Source organism: uncultured Aquimonas sp. (genome assembly GCF_937888285.1).
Taxonomy (GTDB): domain Bacteria; phylum Pseudomonadota; class Gammaproteobacteria; order Xanthomonadales; family Xanthomonadaceae; genus Aquimonas.
Map to the genome: position 1 here is coordinate 1 of NZ_CALART010000029.1, position 19,836 is coordinate 19,836.

13 protein-coding genes are annotated in these 19,836 nt (G+C 70.8%); 3 read left to right on the forward strand and 10 right to left on the reverse strand.

Features of this window, described 5'->3' with window-relative positions; all coding sequences use genetic code 11:
- Positions 1–432 precede the first annotated feature (432 nt).
- Together Q0654_RS07510 and rmuC are read right to left on the reverse strand one after the other, a co-directional pair.
- Positions 433–1,107: an MBL fold metallo-hydrolase gene (locus Q0654_RS07510; RefSeq protein ID WP_298852290.1), complete on the reverse strand. Its 675-nt coding sequence runs from the start codon at positions 1,105–1,107 to the stop codon at positions 433–435.
- 1 nt (position 1,108) lies between these two features.
- Positions 1,109–2,497 (reverse strand): DNA recombination protein RmuC, encoded by a 1,389-nt coding sequence (gene rmuC / locus Q0654_RS07515; protein ID WP_298852514.1) that lies wholly within the window; start codon positions 2,495–2,497, stop codon positions 1,109–1,111.
- A 236-nt stretch (positions 2,498–2,733) separates the two neighbouring features.
- Here rmuC and Q0654_RS07520 point away from each other — a divergent pair, with 236 nt between their 5' ends.
- The gene (locus Q0654_RS07520; protein ID WP_298852292.1) at positions 2,734–3,033 is read left to right on the forward strand and encodes a hypothetical protein; all 300 of its coding nucleotides are present in this window, start codon (positions 2,734–2,736) and stop codon (positions 3,031–3,033) included.
- A gap of 24 nt (positions 3,034–3,057) precedes the next feature.
- Here the strand turns inward: Q0654_RS07520 and Q0654_RS07525 are convergent, their stop codons facing one another.
- From Q0654_RS07525 to Q0654_RS07560, 8 genes are all read right to left on the reverse strand, one after another.
- Positions 3,058–3,597, reverse strand: a complete 540-nt coding sequence (locus Q0654_RS07525; protein ID WP_298852294.1) for a GNAT family N-acetyltransferase — start codon at positions 3,595–3,597, stop codon at positions 3,058–3,060.
- 23 nt (positions 3,598–3,620) lie between these two features.
- Complete coding sequence (locus Q0654_RS07530; RefSeq protein ID WP_298852296.1) at positions 3,621–4,241, reverse strand: hypothetical protein; 621 nt, start codon at positions 4,239–4,241, stop codon at positions 3,621–3,623.
- A gap of 255 nt (positions 4,242–4,496) precedes the next feature.
- Positions 4,497–5,015 carry a tail fiber protein gene (locus Q0654_RS07535; RefSeq protein WP_298852299.1) on the reverse strand — a complete coding sequence of 173 codons (519 nt, stop codon included), beginning with the start codon at positions 5,013–5,015 and terminating at the stop codon, positions 4,497–4,499.
- Between the two features lie 11 nt (positions 5,016–5,026).
- Positions 5,027–5,536, reverse strand: coding sequence for a tail fiber protein (locus Q0654_RS07540; protein ID WP_298852301.1), 510 nt, complete (start codon positions 5,534–5,536; stop codon positions 5,027–5,029).
- 19 nt (positions 5,537–5,555) lie between these two features.
- The gene (locus tag Q0654_RS07545; protein ID WP_298852303.1) at positions 5,556–6,062 is read right to left on the reverse strand and encodes a tail fiber protein; all 507 of its coding nucleotides are present in this window, start codon (positions 6,060–6,062) and stop codon (positions 5,556–5,558) included.
- A 145-nt stretch (positions 6,063–6,207) separates the two neighbouring features.
- On the reverse strand, positions 6,208–13,755 hold the full coding sequence (locus tag Q0654_RS07550; RefSeq protein WP_298852306.1) for an Ig-like domain-containing protein: 7,548 nt from the start codon (positions 13,753–13,755) through the stop codon (positions 6,208–6,210).
- Between the two features lie 210 nt (positions 13,756–13,965).
- A complete protein-coding gene (locus tag Q0654_RS07555) occupies positions 13,966–17,364 on the reverse strand; it encodes an ankyrin repeat domain-containing protein (protein ID WP_298852309.1) in 3,399 nt (1,132 codons plus the stop codon).
- On the reverse strand, positions 17,354–17,635 hold the full coding sequence (locus Q0654_RS07560) for a YcgL domain-containing protein (protein WP_298852312.1): 282 nt from the start codon (positions 17,633–17,635) through the stop codon (positions 17,354–17,356). The genes Q0654_RS07555 and Q0654_RS07560 overlap by 11 nt, the downstream gene beginning before the upstream one ends.
- A 153-nt stretch (positions 17,636–17,788) precedes the next feature.
- Here Q0654_RS07560 and Q0654_RS07565 point away from each other — a divergent pair, with 153 nt between their 5' ends.
- Both Q0654_RS07565 and Q0654_RS07570 read left to right on the forward strand, forming a co-directional pair.
- The gene (locus Q0654_RS07565) at positions 17,789–18,253 is read left to right on the forward strand and encodes a tRNA (cytidine(34)-2'-O)-methyltransferase (protein WP_298852314.1); all 465 of its coding nucleotides are present in this window, start codon (positions 17,789–17,791) and stop codon (positions 18,251–18,253) included.
- A 226-nt stretch (positions 18,254–18,479) separates the two neighbouring features.
- Positions 18,480–19,829 carry a peptidoglycan DD-metalloendopeptidase family protein gene (locus tag Q0654_RS07570; RefSeq protein ID WP_298852316.1) on the forward strand — a complete coding sequence of 450 codons (1,350 nt, stop codon included), beginning with the start codon at positions 18,480–18,482 and terminating at the stop codon, positions 19,827–19,829.
- The last annotated feature ends 7 nt before the right edge of the window (positions 19,830–19,836 follow it).

Sequence of the window (19,836 nt, forward strand, 5' to 3'; positions counted from 1 at the left end):
CCCGGCTTCCACGGGATGCGCTGGTGGATGCGCTGCGCTTATCCACCCTACAACCGCGAGAGACGGCGAGCGTGGATCGAAGCCGAAGGCTGCTGTGCGCGTAGGGTAGATAAGCGAAGCGCATCTACCGGCGTTTGGGTTCTCGAAGGGCGTTTCGCTTCGGGCCGATGGCTGGGCTGGCTACGGTGAGCTCTCGCTCGGCGTCCCGCTTCCACGGGACGTACTACGGTCTGGTCATCCGCCCGCGCCCGCGTGTCGACATCGACGCCGTCCCCGCTGCTTCCGCCAGAAACAGCGCATCAGACGAGCGCCGCATCTTCGGGGGCTGATTCTTGAGCCCCTCTCCCCTCGTGGGAGAGGGGAGCAGGCACGCGCGCTGGCTGGGGTGCGGAGCCGTGACAGCGAGGGCGGTCGTCGAGCGAGTGATGCGCCTCAGCGCGCAGCCACCGCCGCATCTGACACGTACGGATTGCCCATGCGCTCGCGGCCCAGCGTCGACACCGGGCCGTGGCCGGGGACGAACTGCACGGAATCGCCCAGCGCGAACAGACGTTCGCGGATCGAACGGATCAGGTCGGCGTGGTTGCCGCGCGGGAAGTCGGTGCGGCCGATGCTGCCGGCGAAGATCACGTCGCCGACGAAGGCCAAGCCCACCTCGCGCAGGAAGAACACCACGTGACCGGGCGTGTGGCCGGGGCAGTGCAGCACTTCGAGTTCGAGCGCGCCGACGCTGACGCGTTCGCCGTGGGCGAGCCAGCGATCCGGGGTGAACACTTGCGCCGGCGGGAAGCCATATTCGGCCGCGCGGGTCGGCAGCTGCTGGATCCAGAAATCGTCGTCCGGGTGCGGGCCTTCGACCGGCACGCCGAGTCGCTGCTGCAGTTCGGCCACGCCCGAGCAGTGGTCGAGATGACCGTGCGTGACCAGAACTTTCTCCAGCGTCGCACCGTGACGCGCCACCGCGGCGAGCAGGCGCTCGACTTCGCCGCCGGGGTCGACCAGGGCGGCCTTCTTGGTGCGCTGGCAGACGATCAGCGAGCAATTCTGCTGGAACGGGGTGACCGGCAGCACTTCGACTGCGACCGGTGGGTTCGCGTGCGTGTTCATCTCAATCCTCCGGCGCCGAGGCGTCGTCTTCGCTGTCGGCAGGCAGCTGCAGCAGGTCGGGGGTGCCTTCCAGGGTTTCCACGCTGCGCAGCTTGCGTTCGATCGCGCGGGTGCGCACACCGGCCGCGCCGATGCTCTTGCTGACGGTGTCGATCTGCTTCTGGGTGCGCTCCAGCACTTCGCCGAACTTGCCGAACTCGTTCTTGACCGCGCCCAGGATCTGCCAGACCTCGCTGCTGCGCTGTTCGATCGCCAGCGTGCGGAAACCCATCTGCAGGCTGTTGAGCAGGGCCGCCAGCGTGGTCGGGCCGGCTAGGGTGATGCGGTAGTCGCGCTGCAGGGCCTCGAACAGGCCGGGCCGGCGGATCAGCTCGGCGTACAAGCCTTCAGTGGGCAGGAACAGCAGGGCGAAGTCGGTGGTGTGCGGCGGGCCGATGTACTTCTCGCGGATGCGCCTGGCCTCGTCGCGGATGCGCCGCTCGAGCGCGAGCGCGGCCACGCCTGCGGCCTCGGCATCGGCGCGGTCCTGCGCGTCGAGCAGGCGCTCGTAGTCCTCGCGCGGGAACTTGGCGTCGATCGGCAACCACACCGGTGCGCCCGGCGTGCTGCCCGGCAGGCGGATGGCGTACTCGACGCGCTCGCTGCTGCCCGGCAGGGTGGCGACATTGCTGGCGTACTGCTCGGCGCTCAGGATCTGCTCCAGCAGGGCGCCGAGCTGCACTTCGCCGAAGGTGCCGCGCGTTTTGACATTGCCGAGCACGCGCTTCAGATCGCCCACGCCCTGCGCCAGCGTCTGCATTTCGCCCAAGCCCCGATGCACCTGTTCGAGGCGCTCGGAGACCAGCTTGAAGCTCTCGCCGAGCCGCGTCTCCAGCGTGGTCTTGAGCTTCTCGTCGACGGTCTCGCGCATGCGTTCGAGCTGGGCGGCGTTGTCGGTCTGCAGCTCCTTGAGCTTGGCTTCAAGCGTGCCGCGCACTTCGTTCATGCGCTCAGCGTTGTGCTGGGTCAGCGTCAGCAGGCGCGCGTCCAGCGCTTCGCCAAAGCCCTTGAGCGCGGCCACCGATTCCTCGCGGCTCTTGCGGGCGTCATCCGACAGCGTCTGTCGCAGGGTCTCGATGCGCTGGTCCGAGCGCAGGGCGGCGGCGTCGAGGCCGCGGCCGAAGGCATCCAGCCGCTCGGCCTGGGCGCGGCTGCCCTCGCCCAGCGCCGCGCGCAGCTGGGCCTCGAAGCGCGCCTGCTGTTCGGCGGCCTCGCTGCGGGCCTCGCGCAGCTCCTCGCGCAGGGCGCGCTCGGTGCGTTCGGCGGTGGCGGCCAGTGCGGCCAAGCGTTCGAGCAGCGCGGGGTCGGTCCGCGTGCGCTTCGTTCTGTAGAGCAGGATGGCCAGCAGCATCAGCACGATCAGCAAGACGACGCAAAGCGCGATCAGCGGCCAGAACAGCACCGACAGGGCATCGGCAGTCCCCTGCGTGGCGGCGACGGGCGCGGCGAGGGTGGAAACAAGAGCGTGCAGCATGGCGAGCGGGCATCCAGGGCGAACGCGACAGTCTAGTGCGGACCGCCGATGCGCTGGTCATGAGCGTGCATCAAGCCTGCGGAGATCTCTGCGCGAGCTGCTAGAGTTCGGCGATGAGCACACTCCTGAACGAGATTCCCGTCGAGGACTTCGCCGCGCTGATTGGCGAGGCCCTGCCCACCGAGGCCGCCGGCCAGCAGTTCGCGCTGCGCGTCGAAGCCGTCGAGCCCAGCCCGCACCCCACCGGCCGCGGCCTGCCCGGCTTTTCGCTGCAGCTGCGCGGGCCTGCCGAGCTGAACCTCGGCCAGGGGGTGTATGCGATCACCCATCCGCGCCACGGCTGCCTGCAGCTGTTCATCACGCCGATCCGCCGCGATCCCGAGGGCCTGCTCTACGAGGCCGTCTTCAACTGATGTGCCGCGGCTGCAGCGCGTCGATCAGCGCTGCGCCTCACGGCGCATGAAGTGATAGACGCCGCGGACTTCGAGCGTGTCGAAGCCCAGCCGCCGATACCAGGCATGGGCAGGGTTGAAGGGTTCGACGTGCAGGGTGATGGGCAGGCTGCGCTCGGCGCTCCAGTCGATCATCTGCTGCATCAGCTGTCGGGCGACGCCGCGCCCGCGCCACTCGGGCAGCAGGGTGATTTCCATCAGGCGCAGCTCCTCGCGGCCCCAGTGCAGGTAGAGCCGGCCGATGCCCGCGCCGGCGTGTTCGATCACCAGAAAGGCGGCGCCCGGATAGTGCTGGCGGTAGTGGCTGCGCTGGGCGCTGAACTGCTGGTCGACGAAGGCCTGCTGCTGGGTGTCGTCCCAGCCGCTGCGCGCCAGCTCTTCGCTGCGCGTGCTGGCGTAGAGCCCACGCAGCAGGGGCAGGTCGGCTTCGCTTTCCGGGCGCAGGTGCAGGTCCGCCGGCCGCTGCGGCCAGTCGGACGCGAACAGCTCAAGCAGGGCGCTGGCGCGCTCGGCGGGCTGCAGCACGAGGCTCGACCTCAGGCCCGCATTCAGACGCTGGCCTGATCCTGCGCCAGGCAGGCGAGGTCGGCGCGCAGGCAGAGGTCGGCGGACTCGGTTTCCGCGCGCACCTGCAGCAGGAAGCCGTCGATGCCGGCCGGTGGCGCGCAGCGCTGGTCCGGCCCGCACGCCAGTGGCGCGGACGGGATCGCGTCGAGGCGGATCAGATAGTCGCCTTCCGGCCAGCCTGCCGCATCCAGCCGCAGGTAGCGGGACGAAGCCGCACCGTCGTCCAGCCGGAACTCGAAGGCGAGGCCCTGGGCGGGCAGGCTGAGGCTGCAGTCGCCGCTGTTGCCCGCGGTCTGGCTCTGATCGAAGCGCCAGGCCCGATGCCGGGCCCCGGCGGCGGCGTCGGTGTCGTACAGCAGGTCCAGCTGCAGCGAGCGCAGGGGCGAGCCCTCGGCCAGCCGTGGGCCGAGCAGCCGCAGACGCTGTGGCGCCGTGCCGCTGGCCGCCTGCGCCTGTTCGCTGTAGGGACGCCACAGCCCGGACTCGGCATCCAGCCGCAGCACGCGCGCGGATGGATCCGCCGAGAGGCCGCGCGCAGGCCCCGACAGCGCAGCCGCGCCGATGCCGCAGGCGCTGCCAACCAGAAAAGCTCGACGATCCATGATGGGTCCTGTTGTGTCTTCCGCGGCCTGCTGACGGGCCGCTGGTGGGGCTGGGATGAAGTGTGCCGGGTGTCGCGCCTGCGAACCGCGCCGCCGCGTTCTGGCAGCATGTCGAAATACGCCCCTCCTGGGAGCTTTCGACTCGGCGGTCCGGCGCAGGTCCGTACCGCCTGCCGACAACCCAATCGCTCACGCGCTTGCAGTGTCGACTCGGCCTTCCTTGGCCGAGCAAACAGGCCGATTTTCAACTGCCGGCTAGGAGCGCGGCGGAAACACGCCCTGCAGGGCGATACAGAAGTAGAACGTCAGATAGGGCTGCATGTTGTTGTGCGGCTGGTCGCCGCCGACCGCAGTCAGGCTCTGCGGCGCGAGCTGGGTCAGGCCGGTGGGCGCCGCGTACTGGCCGATGCCGATGCCGGTGGCTGGCAGTTCGGCCGCGGGCTGGCGGCTCAGGCCGTCGGACTGCGAGGCGCGCACCGTGTGCGCGTGGCTCGGGATCTCGGATTCCAGCAGGCTGACCGTCTCCGAGCCGCCCACCTCGCCGAGGTCGTGCAGGCTCAGGCCCGGGCCCTGGCCGGGATGCATCGGCGCGCGGCCCTGCAGGTCCGGCAGGGCGAAGTTGCTCTTGCCATTGCCGCCATAGGTGGTGCCCAGCAGCGAGAACAGGGCGGTGTTCTGCGACAGCGGCAGCAGCTGGCCATCGCACCAGGCCCAGCCGCGCGGCGCGAAGTTGAAGGGGAAGATGCGGATTTCGGCAACAAAGGGATCGGCCACGGGGTGCTCCTTCAGGACGGCTGCGGGAAGATGCCGAACAGCGAGATGATGAAGTCCACGCACAGGTAGGGCTGCATGTTGGTGTGCGGCTGGCTGCCGCCCACCGCCCCGATGCTGGCTGGCGCGAGGTTGGTCAGCGGTGCGTCCGAGCCATATGGCGAGACCGTGGCGCCGGTGCTGGCAGCCATGACCTGCTGGCTGGCGGTCTGGGTGGTGGCCGTGTTGTTGGTCGCCAGCAGGGCATGCGTATGCGCCGGGATCTGGTTGACCGTCAGCGTGATCTCCTCGGCGCCTCCGGTCTCGGCAAGGATGAAGCCATTGCCCTGGTGGATGGGGATGCGGCCGCGCAGGTCGGGCAGGGCGAAGGTGCTTTGCCCGTCGCCGCCGTAGGTGGTGCCGATCAGCTGGAACAGGGTCTCGTTCTCGGAGATCGGCAGCAGCTGGCCTTCGCAGAACATCCAGCCGGCGGGCGCGAAGTTGCCCGCGAACATGCGGATCTCGCCTACATAGGGTTGTGCCATGGGTGGTCTCCGTCTGGGCCTAGGTCGGCGAGGGGAAGATGCCCTGCAGTGCAATGCAGAAGCTGATGGTCAGGAAGGGCTGCATGTTCAGATGCGCCTGCGAGCCGCCGACATTGGTCACCGCGCTGGGGGCCATGGCCACCAGGTTCGCCGGCGGTGCCCACAGGTTGGAGGCGCTGGAGTTCGACAGGGCCAGCGCATTGGTCGGCGTGTTGGTGCTGGCGGTCTGATTGCTGGCCTGCATCACGTGGGTGTGCGTCGGCATCTCGGCGATCGACAGCGTATGCGCCTGCTCGCCACCGCGTTCACCCAGGGTATGGCCGCTGCCGACGTGGATCGGCGTGCGCCCGCGCAGGTCGGGCAGGGCGAAGTTGACCCGGCCATCGCCACCGAAGGTGGTGCCCAGCAGGGAGAACAGGGCCTGGTTCTGGTTGATCGGCAGCAGCTGGCCGTTGCACAGCGCCCAGCCCTTGGGGGCGAACACGAAGCTCATCATGCGGATTTCAGAGAGAAAAGGTTCTGCCATGGCGGTCTCCAGTGCTCGGGGCACGCCGCGAAGTGCGGCCTGCGGGATGAGAGGGCGGAAGCGCCAGTCAGCGCTGCGCTGTCGTCCTCCCGGGGTTCTGCGATGAACGCGGTCGGTGCCCCTTCGAGCACCGACCGCGAAGCGCTTACGGAATCGTGCAGTTGCTGAAACCGCTGGTGCCCGAGATCAGCAGCGTGCCGCCGCCTGCCGGGTTCAGTCCGTTGACATAGGTCTCCACGCCCGGCGATGCGGTGGCAGCCATGCCGACCACGCCGAAGGTGAACTGGCCGGCGACGTTGCCCTGCTTGCGCAGGCCGATGCCAAGCGCCGCTGGGAAGCCGGCGGTGGGCGCGCTGCTGTTGCCGGAGATGTCCAGACACACGGTGTCGTTCTCGCCGGTTCCACCGTTGCCGGAATCGATGCGGATGCCCTGACGGGCGCCGCTCAAGGGTGCCGCCACCGTGTTGTTCTGCACGCGCGCCCGGAGGGTGCCGTTGGTGTCGCGGGAGACCAGCAGGATGCCGTTGCCATCGGTCTGGCTGATGGTGTTGTTGCGCACCGTCACCGTCATCTGCGGTGCGTCGCTCACCCCGAAGGTGTTGCCGAGGCCGCCGCCGATGCCCTGCGAAGCCAGAGTGTTGTTGGCCACGATCACGTTGTTCTCGATCAGCGAGGTCACGTTGGCCTGGCCGAAGGCGGAGTTGCTGATGCCGGTGCCGGTGACGTTGGTGATCGGGTTGGCCACGGTGCCGTTGTTGGAGATGTTGAAGTTGCCCTGGCCGCGGCCGTTCACCAGGGCGACGATGCCCTCGGCGCCGATGCGGTTGGCGGCACTGGCGCCAGCGATGCGGTTGCCGGTGATGTTGATGATGTTGGTGGCATGGCCCGCCGTGCCCATCGTGCCCACCGGCCCGGCCGCATTGGCGTTGCCGCCCTGCACCTGGATGCCGCCACCGCCCGGGAAGTTGGTGATCACGTTGTTGGTGATGCTGGCGGCGGTGACGTTGGCGACCGTCGAACCCGAACCGAAGCCGATCAGGCCGATGCCCCAACCCTGCGAGGTGGCCGACGAGGTGCTGCTGGTCAGGGTATTGCCGCTGATGGTCACCGAGCTCAGGGTGCCGTTGAAGTTGAACAGCTCGATGCCGTGGTGGCGGGAGTTCGTGAGGCTGCTGTTGGTGATCGACACGGCACCGTAGATGTTGCGCTCGTTGCCATTGGTGGTCGTGTTGAAGGCGATGTTGGCCGAGTTGTTGGCAATCGACGCACCGGTGCCGTCGATGCTGCCGTTGGCGAAGGTGAAGCCGTTGACCTCGGTGCCATTGACGCCGTTGCCGCCGGTGTTCTGGATGCGCATGCGGGTGATCGAGGGCGCGACCGTGTTGGTCAGCTGGACGCCGTGGCTGCTGGTGTTGGCGATGAAGCCACCGGTGCAGCTCGCGCTGTCGCTGCAGGTGCCGCCGTTGCCGGTGACCGTCAGCGCGCCGCTGCTGCCGGTGTTGTTCAGCAGGATGCCGTGGGCGCCGCCCAGCGACTGCACCGACACCGCGTTGATGCCGGCCGCGCCGATGGTGGTGTTCTGTACTTCGACCGCGATGCCCCCGTTGTTCACCAGGGCTCCCGCCGCGACGTTGCCGAGGGTCAGGGTGCCGGCACTGCTGGCCCGCAGCGCGGCGGTGTTCGCGCTGGTGATCCGGGTGACGTTGCTGAAGGCGTAGGTGCCGGTGTTGTTGGCCAGGTTGATGCCGCCGCCGCTCTCGCCCGCGTCGTCATGATCGATGATCAGCTGCTGGCCGAAGCTGAGCCCGGCCGGGCTGGCGCTGTTCTGGATGTCGATGGCCGGAGTGCCCGCACCGAGCGCGCCCTCGGAGTTGATCGTGCCGGTCATGCTGCCGGACAGGGTCATGCCGCTGACCTGCAGGCTTCGCGCTGCAGCGGTGAAGATCGAGACTCCGCCATTGAGGATCAGAGTGCCGCCACCGCTGGCAGCGACTGCCGTTCCGGCCAGGCGATTCGCGTTCGTCCCGAGCTCGGCGTTCACGGTAATCGCAATGGTCGCGCCGGGGTTGTTCAGCAGCTGCACCGCCGGGTTGGTGCCAGTGCCGGTGAAGACCTTGCTGGCGCCGCTGAAGGTGATCGTGCCGCCGGTGCGGCCACTGACGCGCAGACCCTGGTTGCCGGCGCCGCTGCCGCACAGTGCGGAGCAGTTGAGGTTGCCGGACAGGGTCAGGTTGGCGCTGGCTGCGCCCTCGATGTCAATGAGGCGCCCTGCGCTGGCTTTCTCGATGGAACCCGCATAGTTCACCGTGGCCGTTCCCGTGCTGACCTGGAAGGCAGTGCCGGTGGCGCCGCTCAGCGCACCCGTGCCGAGGTTCAGGGTGCCGGCGATCGCCGACAGACGCACGTTCTGCGCGCCGCTGCTGGAGCTGACCTCGGTGAAGGCATTGCCGCCCACTTCGGTGACCGTGCCGTTGGCCAGATCCAACGCCTGGCCGCTGCCGACGATGCGGTTCTCGCCGAGGACCAGCGCACCGACGTTGGCCCCCAGCAGGGCGGCACCGGTGGTGTTGCCGATCTCGATGCCGCGCACCGTATTGCCGGAGCCCAGGGTGATGGCATGGGTGGCGGCGACGCTGGTGGTGAGCACCGGGCGCGCGCCGGCCAAGGCGGGACGCGCGACGGCAGTCGCCGGCGGACTGATGCCGAACACCGTGTCGAAGGCACCGGCAACGCCCTGGCCGATCAGCTGCTGGCCATTCTTCAGGGTGACGCCGCCGATGTAGGCGCCGCTGAACTTGAAGATCTTGGTGTTCGGGCTGGCCGCGGTCACCGCTGCTGCCAGCGTCTGGAACGGACGCGCGAGCGTGCCGTCGCCGCCGGCCGGGGCGTCGTCATCGACGAACCAGATCGCTTCGCCGCTGAGCGCCACCGTCGCGGTGGCGGTGGTGCAGGCCGGCGGCGCCGGCACGCCGGAGTCGCAGACCTGGAAGCTGAAGCTGTCGGCGGTGCTCGTCTCGCTGGCCGGCGGCGCATAGCTCCAGCTGCCGTCGGCGGCGGTGCTGACGCGGCCGCCCTGGGCGGTCGGGGCATTGGACTGCACGGTCACGCTGAAGGGCGCGCCGCCGGCGCCGTCGATGTCGCTGACATTGGCCAGCAGGCTGGCAGCGTTGGCGCTGCCGATGCTGATGCCGATATGGCGGTGCACGGCCACATTGGTGGGCGGCGTCACCGTCGGCGGGTCATTGACCGCATTCACCGTGATGCTGAAGTTGACCGTGGCCGAGGTGTCGACGCCGCCGTTGGCGGTGCCGCCGTTGTCCTGCAGCACGACGCTCAGGTTGGCCACGCCGTTGGCGTTCGCCGCCGGCAGGAAGCTCAGGTTGCCGGTGCTGGCATTGATGCCCGGCGAAGCCGCGAACAGGGTCGGGTTGTCATTGCTCAGCACGATGAAGTTCAGCACCTGGGTGATGCCCGGGTCGCCATCGTCGATCGCCGTCGCCCACGGGCTGTTGTAGGCGCCACTGTCCTCGTTGACGGTGACGTTGCCGCCGCTGACGAAGGTCGGCGCGTTGTTTACGAACAGCACTTCCAGGGTGAAGGTCTGAGCGGCGCTGGCGCTGACGCCGCCGTTGGCGGTGCCGCCGTTGTCGTTCAGCACCACGCTGATCGTGGCGACGCCGAAGCTGTCGGCGGCCGCCGCATAGGTCAGGGTTCCGGTGCTGGCATCGATCGCCGGCGGGGTGGTGAAGCTCAGGTTGCCGGTGCTGCCGGTGACGTTGACGCTGAAGTTCAGGGTCTGCGCGGCTTCATCGATCGGCCCCGCGCTGATCGCGGTGGCGAAACCCGGCACCGTCTGGGCGCCGGCGTTCTCGAACACGCTTGGTGCGGTGGCCGGGATGGTGAAGCTGGGCGCATCGTTGACCGCGGTGACTTCGATCACCAGAGGCACGGCAGCGCTGGCGTCGACGCCGCCATTGCCGGTGCCGCCGTTGTCGCGCAGGACCACGCTGAAGCTCGCGCTGCCGTTGGTGTTGGCGGCCGGCGTGAAGCTGAGCACGCCGGTCGGGCTGATGCTGGGCGCGGTGGTGAAGGCCAAAGTGCCGGTGGTGGCGCCGGCGGTGAGCTCGAAGTTCACGACCTGCGTGCCGCCGTCGTTGTCGTTGATGTCGGTGGCCCAGACCGCGCTGTAGGCGCCGCTGTCTTCGAGCACGGCCAGCGGGCTCGCGCCCGGGGTGAAGCTGGGCGCGTCATTGACATTGATCACTTCGAGGGTGAAGACCTGGGCGGCGCTGGTGTCGACGCCGCCGTTGGCGGTGCCGCCGTTGTCGCTCAGCACTACGCTGACGGTGGCCACGCCGGCGGTGCCGTTCTGGGCGGCGAAGCTCAGGTTGCCGGTGGCGGGGTCGATGGACGGGGCGGCCGCGAAGGCCAGGTTGCCGGTGCTGCCGGTGACGTTCACCGCGAAGGACAGGGTCTGGCCCGCCTCGTTGGCAGGGCCGGCGCTGATCGCCGTGGCGAAGCCGGCCTGCACGGTCGGACCATCGTCCTGGAAGACCGGGGCCGCCGCGGCCGGGATCACGAAGCTCGGCACATCGTTCACCGCGGTGACGTTCAGCACCAGCTCGACCGGCGCGCTCTGGTCGACGCCACCGTTGGCGGTGCCGCCGTCGTCGCGCAGGGCCACGCTGAGGGTGGCGCTGCCGTTGGCGTCCGGGGCCGGGGTGAAGCTCAGCACGCCGGTGGCGCTGAGCGCAGGCGCCGCCTGGAACAGGCCGGGGTTGGAGTTGGACAGGACGACGAAGCTCAGGGTCTGGATGCCGCCGTCGTTGTCGTTGAGGTTGGTGGCCCAGGCGGCGCTGTAGGCGCCGCTGTCCTCCAGCACGGCGATCGGGCTCGGGCCCGGCGTGAAGCTGGGGGCGTCGTTGACGTTGTTGACCTGGATGGTGAAGGTCTGGGCGGCGCTGGTGTCGACGCCGCCGTTGGCGGTGCCGCCGTTGTCGCTGAGCACCACGCTGACGGTGGCGGTGCCGCTGGTGCCGGCCTGGGGCGCGTAGGTCAGGGTGCCGTTCGGGGCGAGCGCCGGTGCTGCGGCGAAGGCCAGGTTGCCGGTGCTGCCGGTGACGTTGGCGGCGAAGCTCAGGGTCTGGCCGGCCTCATCGGCGGGGCCGGCGCTGATCGCGGTGGCGAAGGCGGCGACGGTCTGCGCACCGGCTCCCTCAAGCACCGGCGGCGCGGTGGCCGGGATCACGAAGCTCGGCACATCGTTCACCGCGGTGACGTTCAGCACCAGCTCGACCGGCGCGCTCTGGTCGACGCCACCGTTGGCGGTGCCGCCGTCGTCGCGCAGGGCCACGCTGAGGGTGGCGCTGCCGTTGGCGTCCGGGGCCGGGGTGAAGCTCAGCACGCCGGTGGCGCTGAGCGCAGGCGCCGCCTGGAACAGGCCGGGGTTGGAGTTGGACAGGACGACGAAGCTCAGGGTCTGGATGCCGCCGTCGTTGTCGTTGAGGTTGGTGGCCCAGGCGGCGCTGTAGGCGCCGCTGTCCTCCAGCACGGCGATCGGGCTCGGGCCCGGCGTGAAGCTGGGGGCGTCGTTGACGTTGTTGACCTGGATGGTGAAGGTCTGGGCGGCGCTGGTGTCGACGCCGCCGTTGGCGGTGCCGCCGTTGTCGCTGAGCACCACGCTGACGGTGGCGGTGCCGCTGGTGCCGGCCTGGGGCGCGTAGGTCAGGGTGCCGTTCGGGGCGAGCGCCGGTGCTGCGGCGAAGGCCAGGTTGCCGGTGCTGCCGGTGACGTTGGCGGCGAAGCTCAGGGTCTGGCCGGCCTCATCGGCGGGGCCGGCGCTGATCGCGGTGGCGAAGGCGGCGACGGTCTGCGCACCGGCTCCCTCAAGCACCGGCGGCGCGGTGGCCGGGATCACGAAGCTCGGCACATCGTTCACCGGCGTCACGGTGATCGTGAAGTTCGCCGGCGGCGATACGTCGACGCCACCGTTGGCGGTACCGCCGTTGTCGCGCAGGCGCACGCTCAGGTTGGCGCTGCCGTTGGCGTCGGCGGCGAGGGTGAAGCTGAGCACGCCGGTGGCGCTGATGGCCGGGGCCACCGCGAACAGACCGGGGTTGGAGTTGGCGGTGAACTCGAAGGTGAGTGTCTGCGTACCGCTGTCGCCGTCGCTGATCGCCGTGGCCCAGCTCTGCGAGTACGGCGCGCTGTCCTCCAGCACGGTGACCGGGCTGGGGCCGGGGGTGAAGCTCGGCGCATCGTTGACGTCATTGACCGTGATGGTCATGGTCGCCGTCGCATTCAGCGAGGGCGCGCCGCCGTCGCTGACCTGGACCTGCAGGGTGTAGGGCGAGGCGGCGATGCTCAGGGCGGCCGCGTTGGCGACGGTGATCTGGCCGCTGCCGGCATTGATCGCGAACACGGTCTGGCCGCTGCCGCCGACGATGCTGTAGCTCAGCTGGCCGTTGGCGCCGGCATCGGCGTCAGTTGCGACCACGCTGCCGACCACGTCGCCGTTGGCGGCGCTTTCGAACACCGAGAACGCCTGTGCCGCGATCTGCGGGGCCTCATTGAGGTCCTGCACCGTGACCGTGACCTGGCGGTTGAGGCTGAAGCCGGGCGCGCCCTGCAGGCTGACCGTGACGTCGAGGGTGAAGCTCGGCCGCGTTTCGAAATCCAGCTGGCTGCTGTCGGCGACGCGGATCTCGCCGGTGGCGTTGTCGACGCTGAAGCCGGCGCTCGGGGTCTGCGCGTTCAGGGTGAAGCGCAGCAGGGTGGAGAGCCCGCCCGGGGCGGCATTGATGCTGCCGACCAGGGTGTTGTTCGGGGCGTTTTCGTTGACGTTGAAGCTGGTGTTGAGGAAGGGCGGCACCAGCACCGGCAGGCGCATTTCGGTGACGTCGAAGCGGAAGAACACGCGGCCGGCCTCGCGCGCGGCGAACACGCCGCGCAGGTCGACCTGCGGTTCCGGCTGGGTGGTGTCACCGGCCGGATCGGTCAGCAGGGCTGCCACGTCCCAGTCGCCGATCTCGCCGTCGAGCAGATAGCCGGCGGCCCAGGCGATACCGGCGCTGGACAGGGTGCCGACCATCAGCGCGGCGAGCATCAGGCCGGGGTGGCGTCGAAGCGTCCAGGCGGCGGCGACGCCCAGCGCCAGGCAGAGCAGGATCAGCGACCACGCGCCGGCGGCCGGGATCACGGCCGGTCGCGGCAGTGCCGGCGGCAGCGGCGGCACGCCCACGCCCACTGCGAGCACCGGGCCGGCGGCATCCGCCGCGCCCAGCAGTGGGCTGCTGGCGAGGAAGGTCAGGTTCCAGTCGCTGGCGATGTCCTCGCCGAGCAGGGCGCGCTCGAAGCCTAGCTCGACCACATCGCTGGGGCCGGGGCCGCGGTCGGCGCCGACCGGGTGACCGGCGGGGAGGCTCTGCGCTGCCCCGAAGCTGCCGCCTGAGCACAGCCGCAGCGCCTGGGTCTGCACCAGCAGGGGCTCGAAGCTGACGTCGGCGTCGAGACGCGCGTCGATGCCCGCTGCGGTGCCGTTCGGCGTGACAACGCTGCAGCCGGTGGCGGCGTCGTTGTCGCTGTCGATCAGCACGGAGTAGGTATAGGCCTGCGCGGCCAGAGGTGCGGCGCCCAGCGCGATCAGCGTGGACAGCAGCACGCGGCGCGCGGCGCCGGCGAATCGGATCTTCATGTGGTTTCCCCGTGGTGTAGCGCGACCTGCCCGCTCGCGATGCGGACAAACAGTCGATGCGGTCACAGTGTCCGCTTATCCAGCAAGCGAGAAAAGCCCCGGAAGTCCTTCATTTGGCTGTGAATGCCTGCGCGCTGCAGGAAATCGGGCGGCGGGCCTGTCAGATCTGACAGGTCAGGTGCTCCGGCATACGGTCCTGAGACGCTGGCTTCAGTCGACCTGCGAGCGCAGGAAGCGCGCCATCGAGGGCGGCGGCTTGGGGCCTTCAAGCTCGCGCGCGATGTCGACGTAGCCGCGGGTTAGCGCGACTTCCGCGGCGCTGCGCGCCAGGCTGTCGCGCAGCGCGGGCTCGGCGCCGGCGCGCAGAAGGCGCTGCACCAGCGGCAGCAGGCCGTGCTGGGCGGCCCAGTGCAACGCCGAGAAGCCGCGCTGATCCTGGGCGTCGGGGGCGGCGCCGAGTTCCAGCAGGGCTTCGAGCTGGGGCAGCAGCGCCTCCGCCTGCAGCGGCGTGCCCGGCAGCTCGGCGGCGCCCAGCAGCAGCAGCAGCGGCGTCTCGCCCATGGCATTGGCCTGCGCGAGCTGCGGGCTGTTCGGCGACAGCGCATGCCACAGCGCCAGCGCGGGCTTGGCATCGGTGCTGCGGCAGCCGAAGCGCGCGGCATGGTGCAAGGCCGTGTTGCCCTCTGCGTCGACCGCCGCGCGCTCGGCGCCATGCGCCAGCAGCAGGTGCACGCACCGGCTCTGTCCCAGCGCCGCCGCCAGCATCAGCGGCCGCAGGGCGCCGGGCAGGGTCTGTTCGACGTGGGCGCCGCCGGCGAGCAGCAGTTCGACTGCTGCGGCATGCCCTTGGCTGATCGCGGCGGTCAGGGCGGTCATGCCGCTGTCGGCCGCGATCGCTGGGTCGAGGCCGGCCTTCAGCAGCACCGCGACGACCTCGGCGTGGCCGCTGCCGGCGGCGCGCAGCAGGGCGCTGCAGCCACGGGCATCGCGAACGCCGGCGTCGAAGCCCAGTTCGAGCAGGCAGCCGCAGGCGACGGCGTCGCCGGCGACCGCCGCGGCGATCAGGTCGACATCGCGCAGGGCGCGTCCCGGGTGTGGCCAGCGCGGCCAGTCCAGCCAGCGCAGCAGGGCGGCATTGCCTGCGTGCATGGCCTGGCCCAGCGGACACTGGCCGTCGGGTCCGCGCCGGTGCGGACTGGCGCCGGCACGCAGCAGGGCCTTGAGGCAGTCGAGGTCGGCGCGCTGCGCGGCCGTGGCCAGCGCGGACTGGCCGGTGCGGCTGCTGGCTTCGGGGTCGGCGCCCATGGCCAGCAGGCGCGCGAGCAGACGCGCCCAGCCCAGCTGCACGGCCAGCAGCAGGGGCGCATCGCCCTCGTCGGCGCCGAAAGGATCGGCGCCGGCTTCCAGCAGCCGCAGCGCGCGGGCTTCGTCCTCGCCGGGCTTCAGACGCGCACCGAGACAGGCGCGCAGGTACTGCGCAAGTCCGCCGCTGCCGGCCGGGCTGACCCCGAGCTCGAGCAGGGCGTCGAGCGCCTGCGGTGCAATCGCGGCGCGATCCAGCGCGATCGGCAGCAGGCGCTCGCGGCTGTGTGCACCGCTGGCGGGCAGGCCGGCGGCCAGTGCCGCCAGCGCGGCGCGCGGCTGCTGTGCGGCAAGGGTGTCGAACAGTTCGCAGAGCAGATCGGCAGGCGGGCGCAGCTCGCGAAGCAGGGCCGGCACCAGGTCGACGCGACCGCGGCGCAGCGCGCGCGCGAGGCGCTCGCCCATCTCGATGCGCTCGGCCTCGTCGACACCGTCGAGGACCGTCGGCGCGTCGTCGACGGCCGCCGGCAGCGGGTGGTCGGGGTCCATGCGGCCCACCAGGTCCCAGCGCTGCGCGCCGCGCGCCAGATCCAGGGCGCTCTGGCCGTTGGCGCAGACCTGTTCGCAGCGCGCGCCCATCTGCAGCAGCCGGGTGACGACCTCGGCGTCGGCACGCGCCGAGCCGCAGGCGATGTGCAGGGCGCTGCGCCCGCCGGCGTCGAGCGCGTCGACCGGCGGCGACTTGCGGCGCAGGGCTTCGATGACCGCGACCGAACCGGCGCGCGCCGCTTCCATCAGCGGCGTGACACCGTGCTCGTCGGCGCGCGCGGCATCGGCGCCGGCACGCAGCAGGACAGTGGCGATCGCCGCGTTGCCGGCGAGGCAGGCCTCCAGCAGCGCACTGCGCCCCAGCCGGCCGCGCGCGTCGACCTTGGCCTTGTGCCGCAGCAGCAGCTCGACCCCGGCCGGATCGTCATCGCCGGCAGCGGCGGCCAGCAGGGCCGGCTGACCGCCATCCGGTTCGCAGCGCGCATGCCGCTCCAGCAGGAAGCGCGCAAGCCGCCAGCTGCCGGCGGCACAGGCCTCGAAAAGGGGACTGCGACCACCGCGGTCGAGGGCGTTGATGTCGGCGCCGGCATCCAGCAGCTGCGCGGCCACTTCGGGATCGCTGCTGCGCGCGGCGAAGTGCAGCGGGCTGCGGCCGTCGGTGTCGACGATGCGCGGATCGGCGCCGTTGGCCAGCAGCATGGCGACCGCATCAGGTCGGCCGTGGTAGCTGTCGCGGGTGGCCGCCAGCAGCGGCGTCAGGCCGGCGCGCGCCGCATTCAGATCGACCCCGCGCAGGATCAGCGCGCGCAGCAGGCGCAGGTCCGACAGCAGGGTCGCGAGCACCGCCAGGTCGCGCTGGTCGCGGCCCTCCGGAGGCTCGGGCGCGGCGGTGGCGCGATCGCAGTCGGCGAGCAGTGCGAGCGCGCGCTCGACGTCGCCCCGTCGTGCGGCTGCGAACAGCTGTGCGCGCGGATCCTCCGTCGCTGACGGCTCGGAAAGTCCGGCTGCGGGCTCGACCGTAGCGCTCGCCGGCGGCGCTGGCGCAGCGCTGGCCTGCACCGGCGCCTCGCCCTCGGCAAGCACGCAGGACTGCACCCGGCGCGCCAGGACGAGTGCGCACAGTGGCGCCAGCAGCAGACCGTGTGCGGCGATCGCCAGCACCAGCAGCGGCGACCCACGGGCGCCGTCCGCGGCAAGGGCGACGAGTGCCGGGGCCAGCATCAGCAGCACGCACAGTGCGCCGAGCGTGGCGTCGAGGAACTCCACCTGGCCGCGCTCGAACAGACGCCGGCTGTGCAGACGCGCGCGCGCCAGGTGCTGGCCCAGGCTGCGGCGGGTGATCGGTTCGGGCAGGAACAGCAGCACCGGATCGGTGAACACCCGGCTGACCAGCAGACCGGCCGCGGCGACGCCCGCACACAGCAGCAGCACCGCGCGCAGCGCGCCGGATTCGAGCAGCCCGGCAAACGGCCAGGCGATCAGCGGCACGCCGACCAGCAGGGCGATCAACAGCAGCAGGCCGGCCCCCAGCAGGCCACGCGAAAGTGCCGGCGTCGCCCGCGGCACCGGCAGGCGGGCGCTGGCGAGCACCGCACCGGCCAACTGCAGCCCGAATGCGGCCGCCAGCAGCGGCAGGCCCCACAGGCGGTCGGGAGCGATACCAGCGAGCGCGTGTGCGGCGATCAGCAGCGGCGCCGACAGCGCGGTGGCCAGCGGCAGCGCCGCCGGGGATGCCCGCACCGGGGTCTCAGCCGCCATGCGCGGGCATCATGTCCGGCAGGCTGTGGCTTGGCGGCGGCAGCTGCACGTGGAAGCCGCGCTCGCGCAGGTTGGCGCGCACCACCGCGGCGTCCTCGCGGGCCAGCCGGCGATCTTCGGTGAGTTCGAAGCTGAGCGCCGCCACCAGCGGCAGCAGACCTTCGCGCAGGGTCTCGGGCAGCAGTTCGAAGGCGCCCTCTTCGCGCAGGTAGACGTAGGTGTCGGCGCGCTTCTCGCTGCGGTAGACGTAGCAACGCATGGGCGTGGGCATCAGTGGCTGTGCGGGGAATGCGCGAAGGATAGCGCTGCGGGGGGACGTGCGGCGGCCCTGCGCGGGATCGGCGTGCCGGCCCGGCCGCGGCTGCCGCCACAATGCGCCCCTTTGCGCGCCACGCGCGCCCGCCCCCGGCCCGGAGCCTTCACCATGTTCGACGTCCTGCTGTACGAGCCCGAGATCCCGCCGAACACCGGCAACGTGATCCGTCTGTGCGCGAACGCCGGCGCGCGCCTGCACCTGATCCGTCCGCTCGGGTTCGAGCTCGACGACGCGCGGCTGAAGCGCGCCGGCCTCGACTACCACGAGTACGCCGAGCTGCAGGTCCACGACTCCCTGCCCGCGGCCCTGGACGCCCTGCGGCCGCCGCGGCTGTTCGCGCTGTCGACGCGCGCGCAGCGGCGCTACGACGAAATCGCCTTCGCCCCAGGGGACGCCTTCCTGTTCGGACCGGAGAGCCGAGGGCTACCCGCCGACGTGTTGGCGGCGATTCCCGAGGACACCCGGCTGCGCCTGCCCATGCATCCGGGCAACCGCAGCCTGAACCTCTCCAACGCAGTGGCGGTGCTGGTCTTCGAGGCCTGGCGGCAGCAGGGCTTCGCTGGCGGAGCGTGATACAGCGCACGTTTGCAACTGAACCCCGTTAAAGGGGGGTTAAAGCGGCGCCCTGCGAATTTCCTTTGTGCAACAAAGGTTTGACGCAGGGAATTCAAGCTGGTTATGGTTCCGCGGTCCCAACGGCCGCGAGCCTTCGCCAGTGCATTCCAACGACTCGACGCCCGCTGCCGCGCAGCCCCGACCCCCCCAGGCCGTCCGCCGCAGCCCCAGCGCCGAAGCGCAGGTGCCCGAATCCACGCAGCGCCCCCGTATCGCCCTGTCGGCGCTCGCCCGCTTCCGCCGCGAGCACTGGTTCCTGGCCAGCATGCTGGCCACCGTATCCACGTTCGTGGTGCTGACCATCCCCGGCTTCGCGGGGGCGAGCCTGGAGCCGCGCAACCCGGCGCGCGAGTACCTGGAGCTCGAGCTGCCGCAGCTCGCCGAGATCAGCGGCAGCGACGCGGCCGCCGCGGTCGAGGCGCCCGTCTCCGCCAGCGATTGGACTGTGGTCACCGTCAAGCCCGGCCAGACGCTGGGCGCGATCTTCAGCCAGCAGGGGCTGTCGGCCACCTTGATGCACCGCCTGCTGGAGCATCCCGGCGCGCGCGAGCCGCTGACCCGCTTCCGCCCCGGCGCCGAGTTCGCCTTCGACATCGCCGCCGACGGCAGCCTGCGGGCCCTGCGTTTCGACCGCGACGAGGCCACCCGAGTGGTCCTGCACGTCGACGGCAGCGACATCCGCGAGGAGAAGATCGAGCGCGAGGTGCAGCGTCGCGTGCAGATGGCTTCGGGCACCATCACCGAGTCGCTGTCGGAAGCCACCGCCCGCGCCGGCATGTCCACCGCCAGCATGCTGGAGATGGCCAAGGTGTTCGGCTACGACATCGACTTCGCCCAGGACCTGCGCGTCGGCGACAGCTTCCATGTGGTCTACGAGGACATCTACCGCGACGGCGAGCGCCTGCGCGGCGGTGACATCCTGGCGGCGACCTTCATCAACCAGGGCAAGACCTACCAGGTCTTCCGCTACACCTTCGCCGACGGCAAGACCGAGTACTACGACGGCGACGGCCGGCCGATGAAGAAGTCCTTCCTGCGCATGCCGATCGACTTCGCCCGCCTGAGCTCGCGCTTCTCGAACGCACGCCGCCACCCGGTGCTGGGCACGGTGCGCGCGCACCGCGGCGTCGACTACGCCGCCGCCACCGGCACCCCCATCAAGGCCGCCGGCGATGGCCGCATCACCTTCGCCGGCTGGCGCAGCGGCTACGGCCGCACGGTCATCCTTGACCACGGCAACGGCGTCACCACGCTGTACGCCCACATGTCGCGCTTCTCCAGCTACAAGACCGGCGCGCGCGTCAGCCAGGGCGCGACGATCGGCTATGTCGGCGCCTCGGGCCTCGCCTCGGGCCCGCATCTGCACTACGAATTCCGCGTCCACGGCGTGCACCGCGATCCGTTGACCGTGACCATGCCCAAGCCCGAGCCGCTGCCGGCCGCCCAGCTGGCGCGCTTCCGCGAGCAGACCCAGCCCATGTTGGCGCGCCTGCAGCAGATGCAGGCCACCGCCAGCGCGCTGGCCTCGCGCTGATCGCTCG

Bases quoted from the DNA above. Each gene is read 5' to 3' on its own strand.
- Q0654_RS07510 (WP_298852290.1), bottom strand. From the start codon at position 1,107: ATGAACACGCACGCGAACCCACCGGTCGCAGTCGAAGTGCTGCCGGTC.
- rmuC (WP_298852514.1), bottom strand. From the start codon at position 2,497: ATGCTGCTGGCCATCCTGCTCTACAGAACGAAGCGCACGCGGACCGAC.
- Q0654_RS07520 (WP_298852292.1), top strand. From the start codon at position 2,734: ATGAGCACACTCCTGAACGAGATTCCCGTCGAGGACTTCGCCGCGCTG.
- Q0654_RS07530 (WP_298852296.1), bottom strand. From the start codon at position 4,241: ATGGATCGTCGAGCTTTTCTGGTTGGCAGCGCCTGCGGCATCGGCGCG.
- Q0654_RS07540 (WP_298852301.1), bottom strand. From the start codon at position 5,536: ATGGCACAACCCTATGTAGGCGAGATCCGCATGTTCGCGGGCAACTTC.
- Q0654_RS07545 (WP_298852303.1), bottom strand. From the start codon at position 6,062: ATGGCAGAACCTTTTCTCTCTGAAATCCGCATGATGAGCTTCGTGTTC.
- Q0654_RS07550 (WP_298852306.1), bottom strand. From the start codon at position 13,755: ATGAAGATCCGATTCGCCGGCGCCGCGCGCCGCGTGCTGCTGTCCACG.
- Q0654_RS07555 (WP_298852309.1), bottom strand. From the start codon at position 17,364: ATGGCGGCTGAGACCCCGGTGCGGGCATCCCCGGCGGCGCTGCCGCTG.
- Q0654_RS07560 (WP_298852312.1), bottom strand. From the start codon at position 17,635: ATGCCCACGCCCATGCGTTGCTACGTCTACCGCAGCGAGAAGCGCGCC.
- Q0654_RS07565 (WP_298852314.1), top strand. From the start codon at position 17,789: ATGTTCGACGTCCTGCTGTACGAGCCCGAGATCCCGCCGAACACCGGC.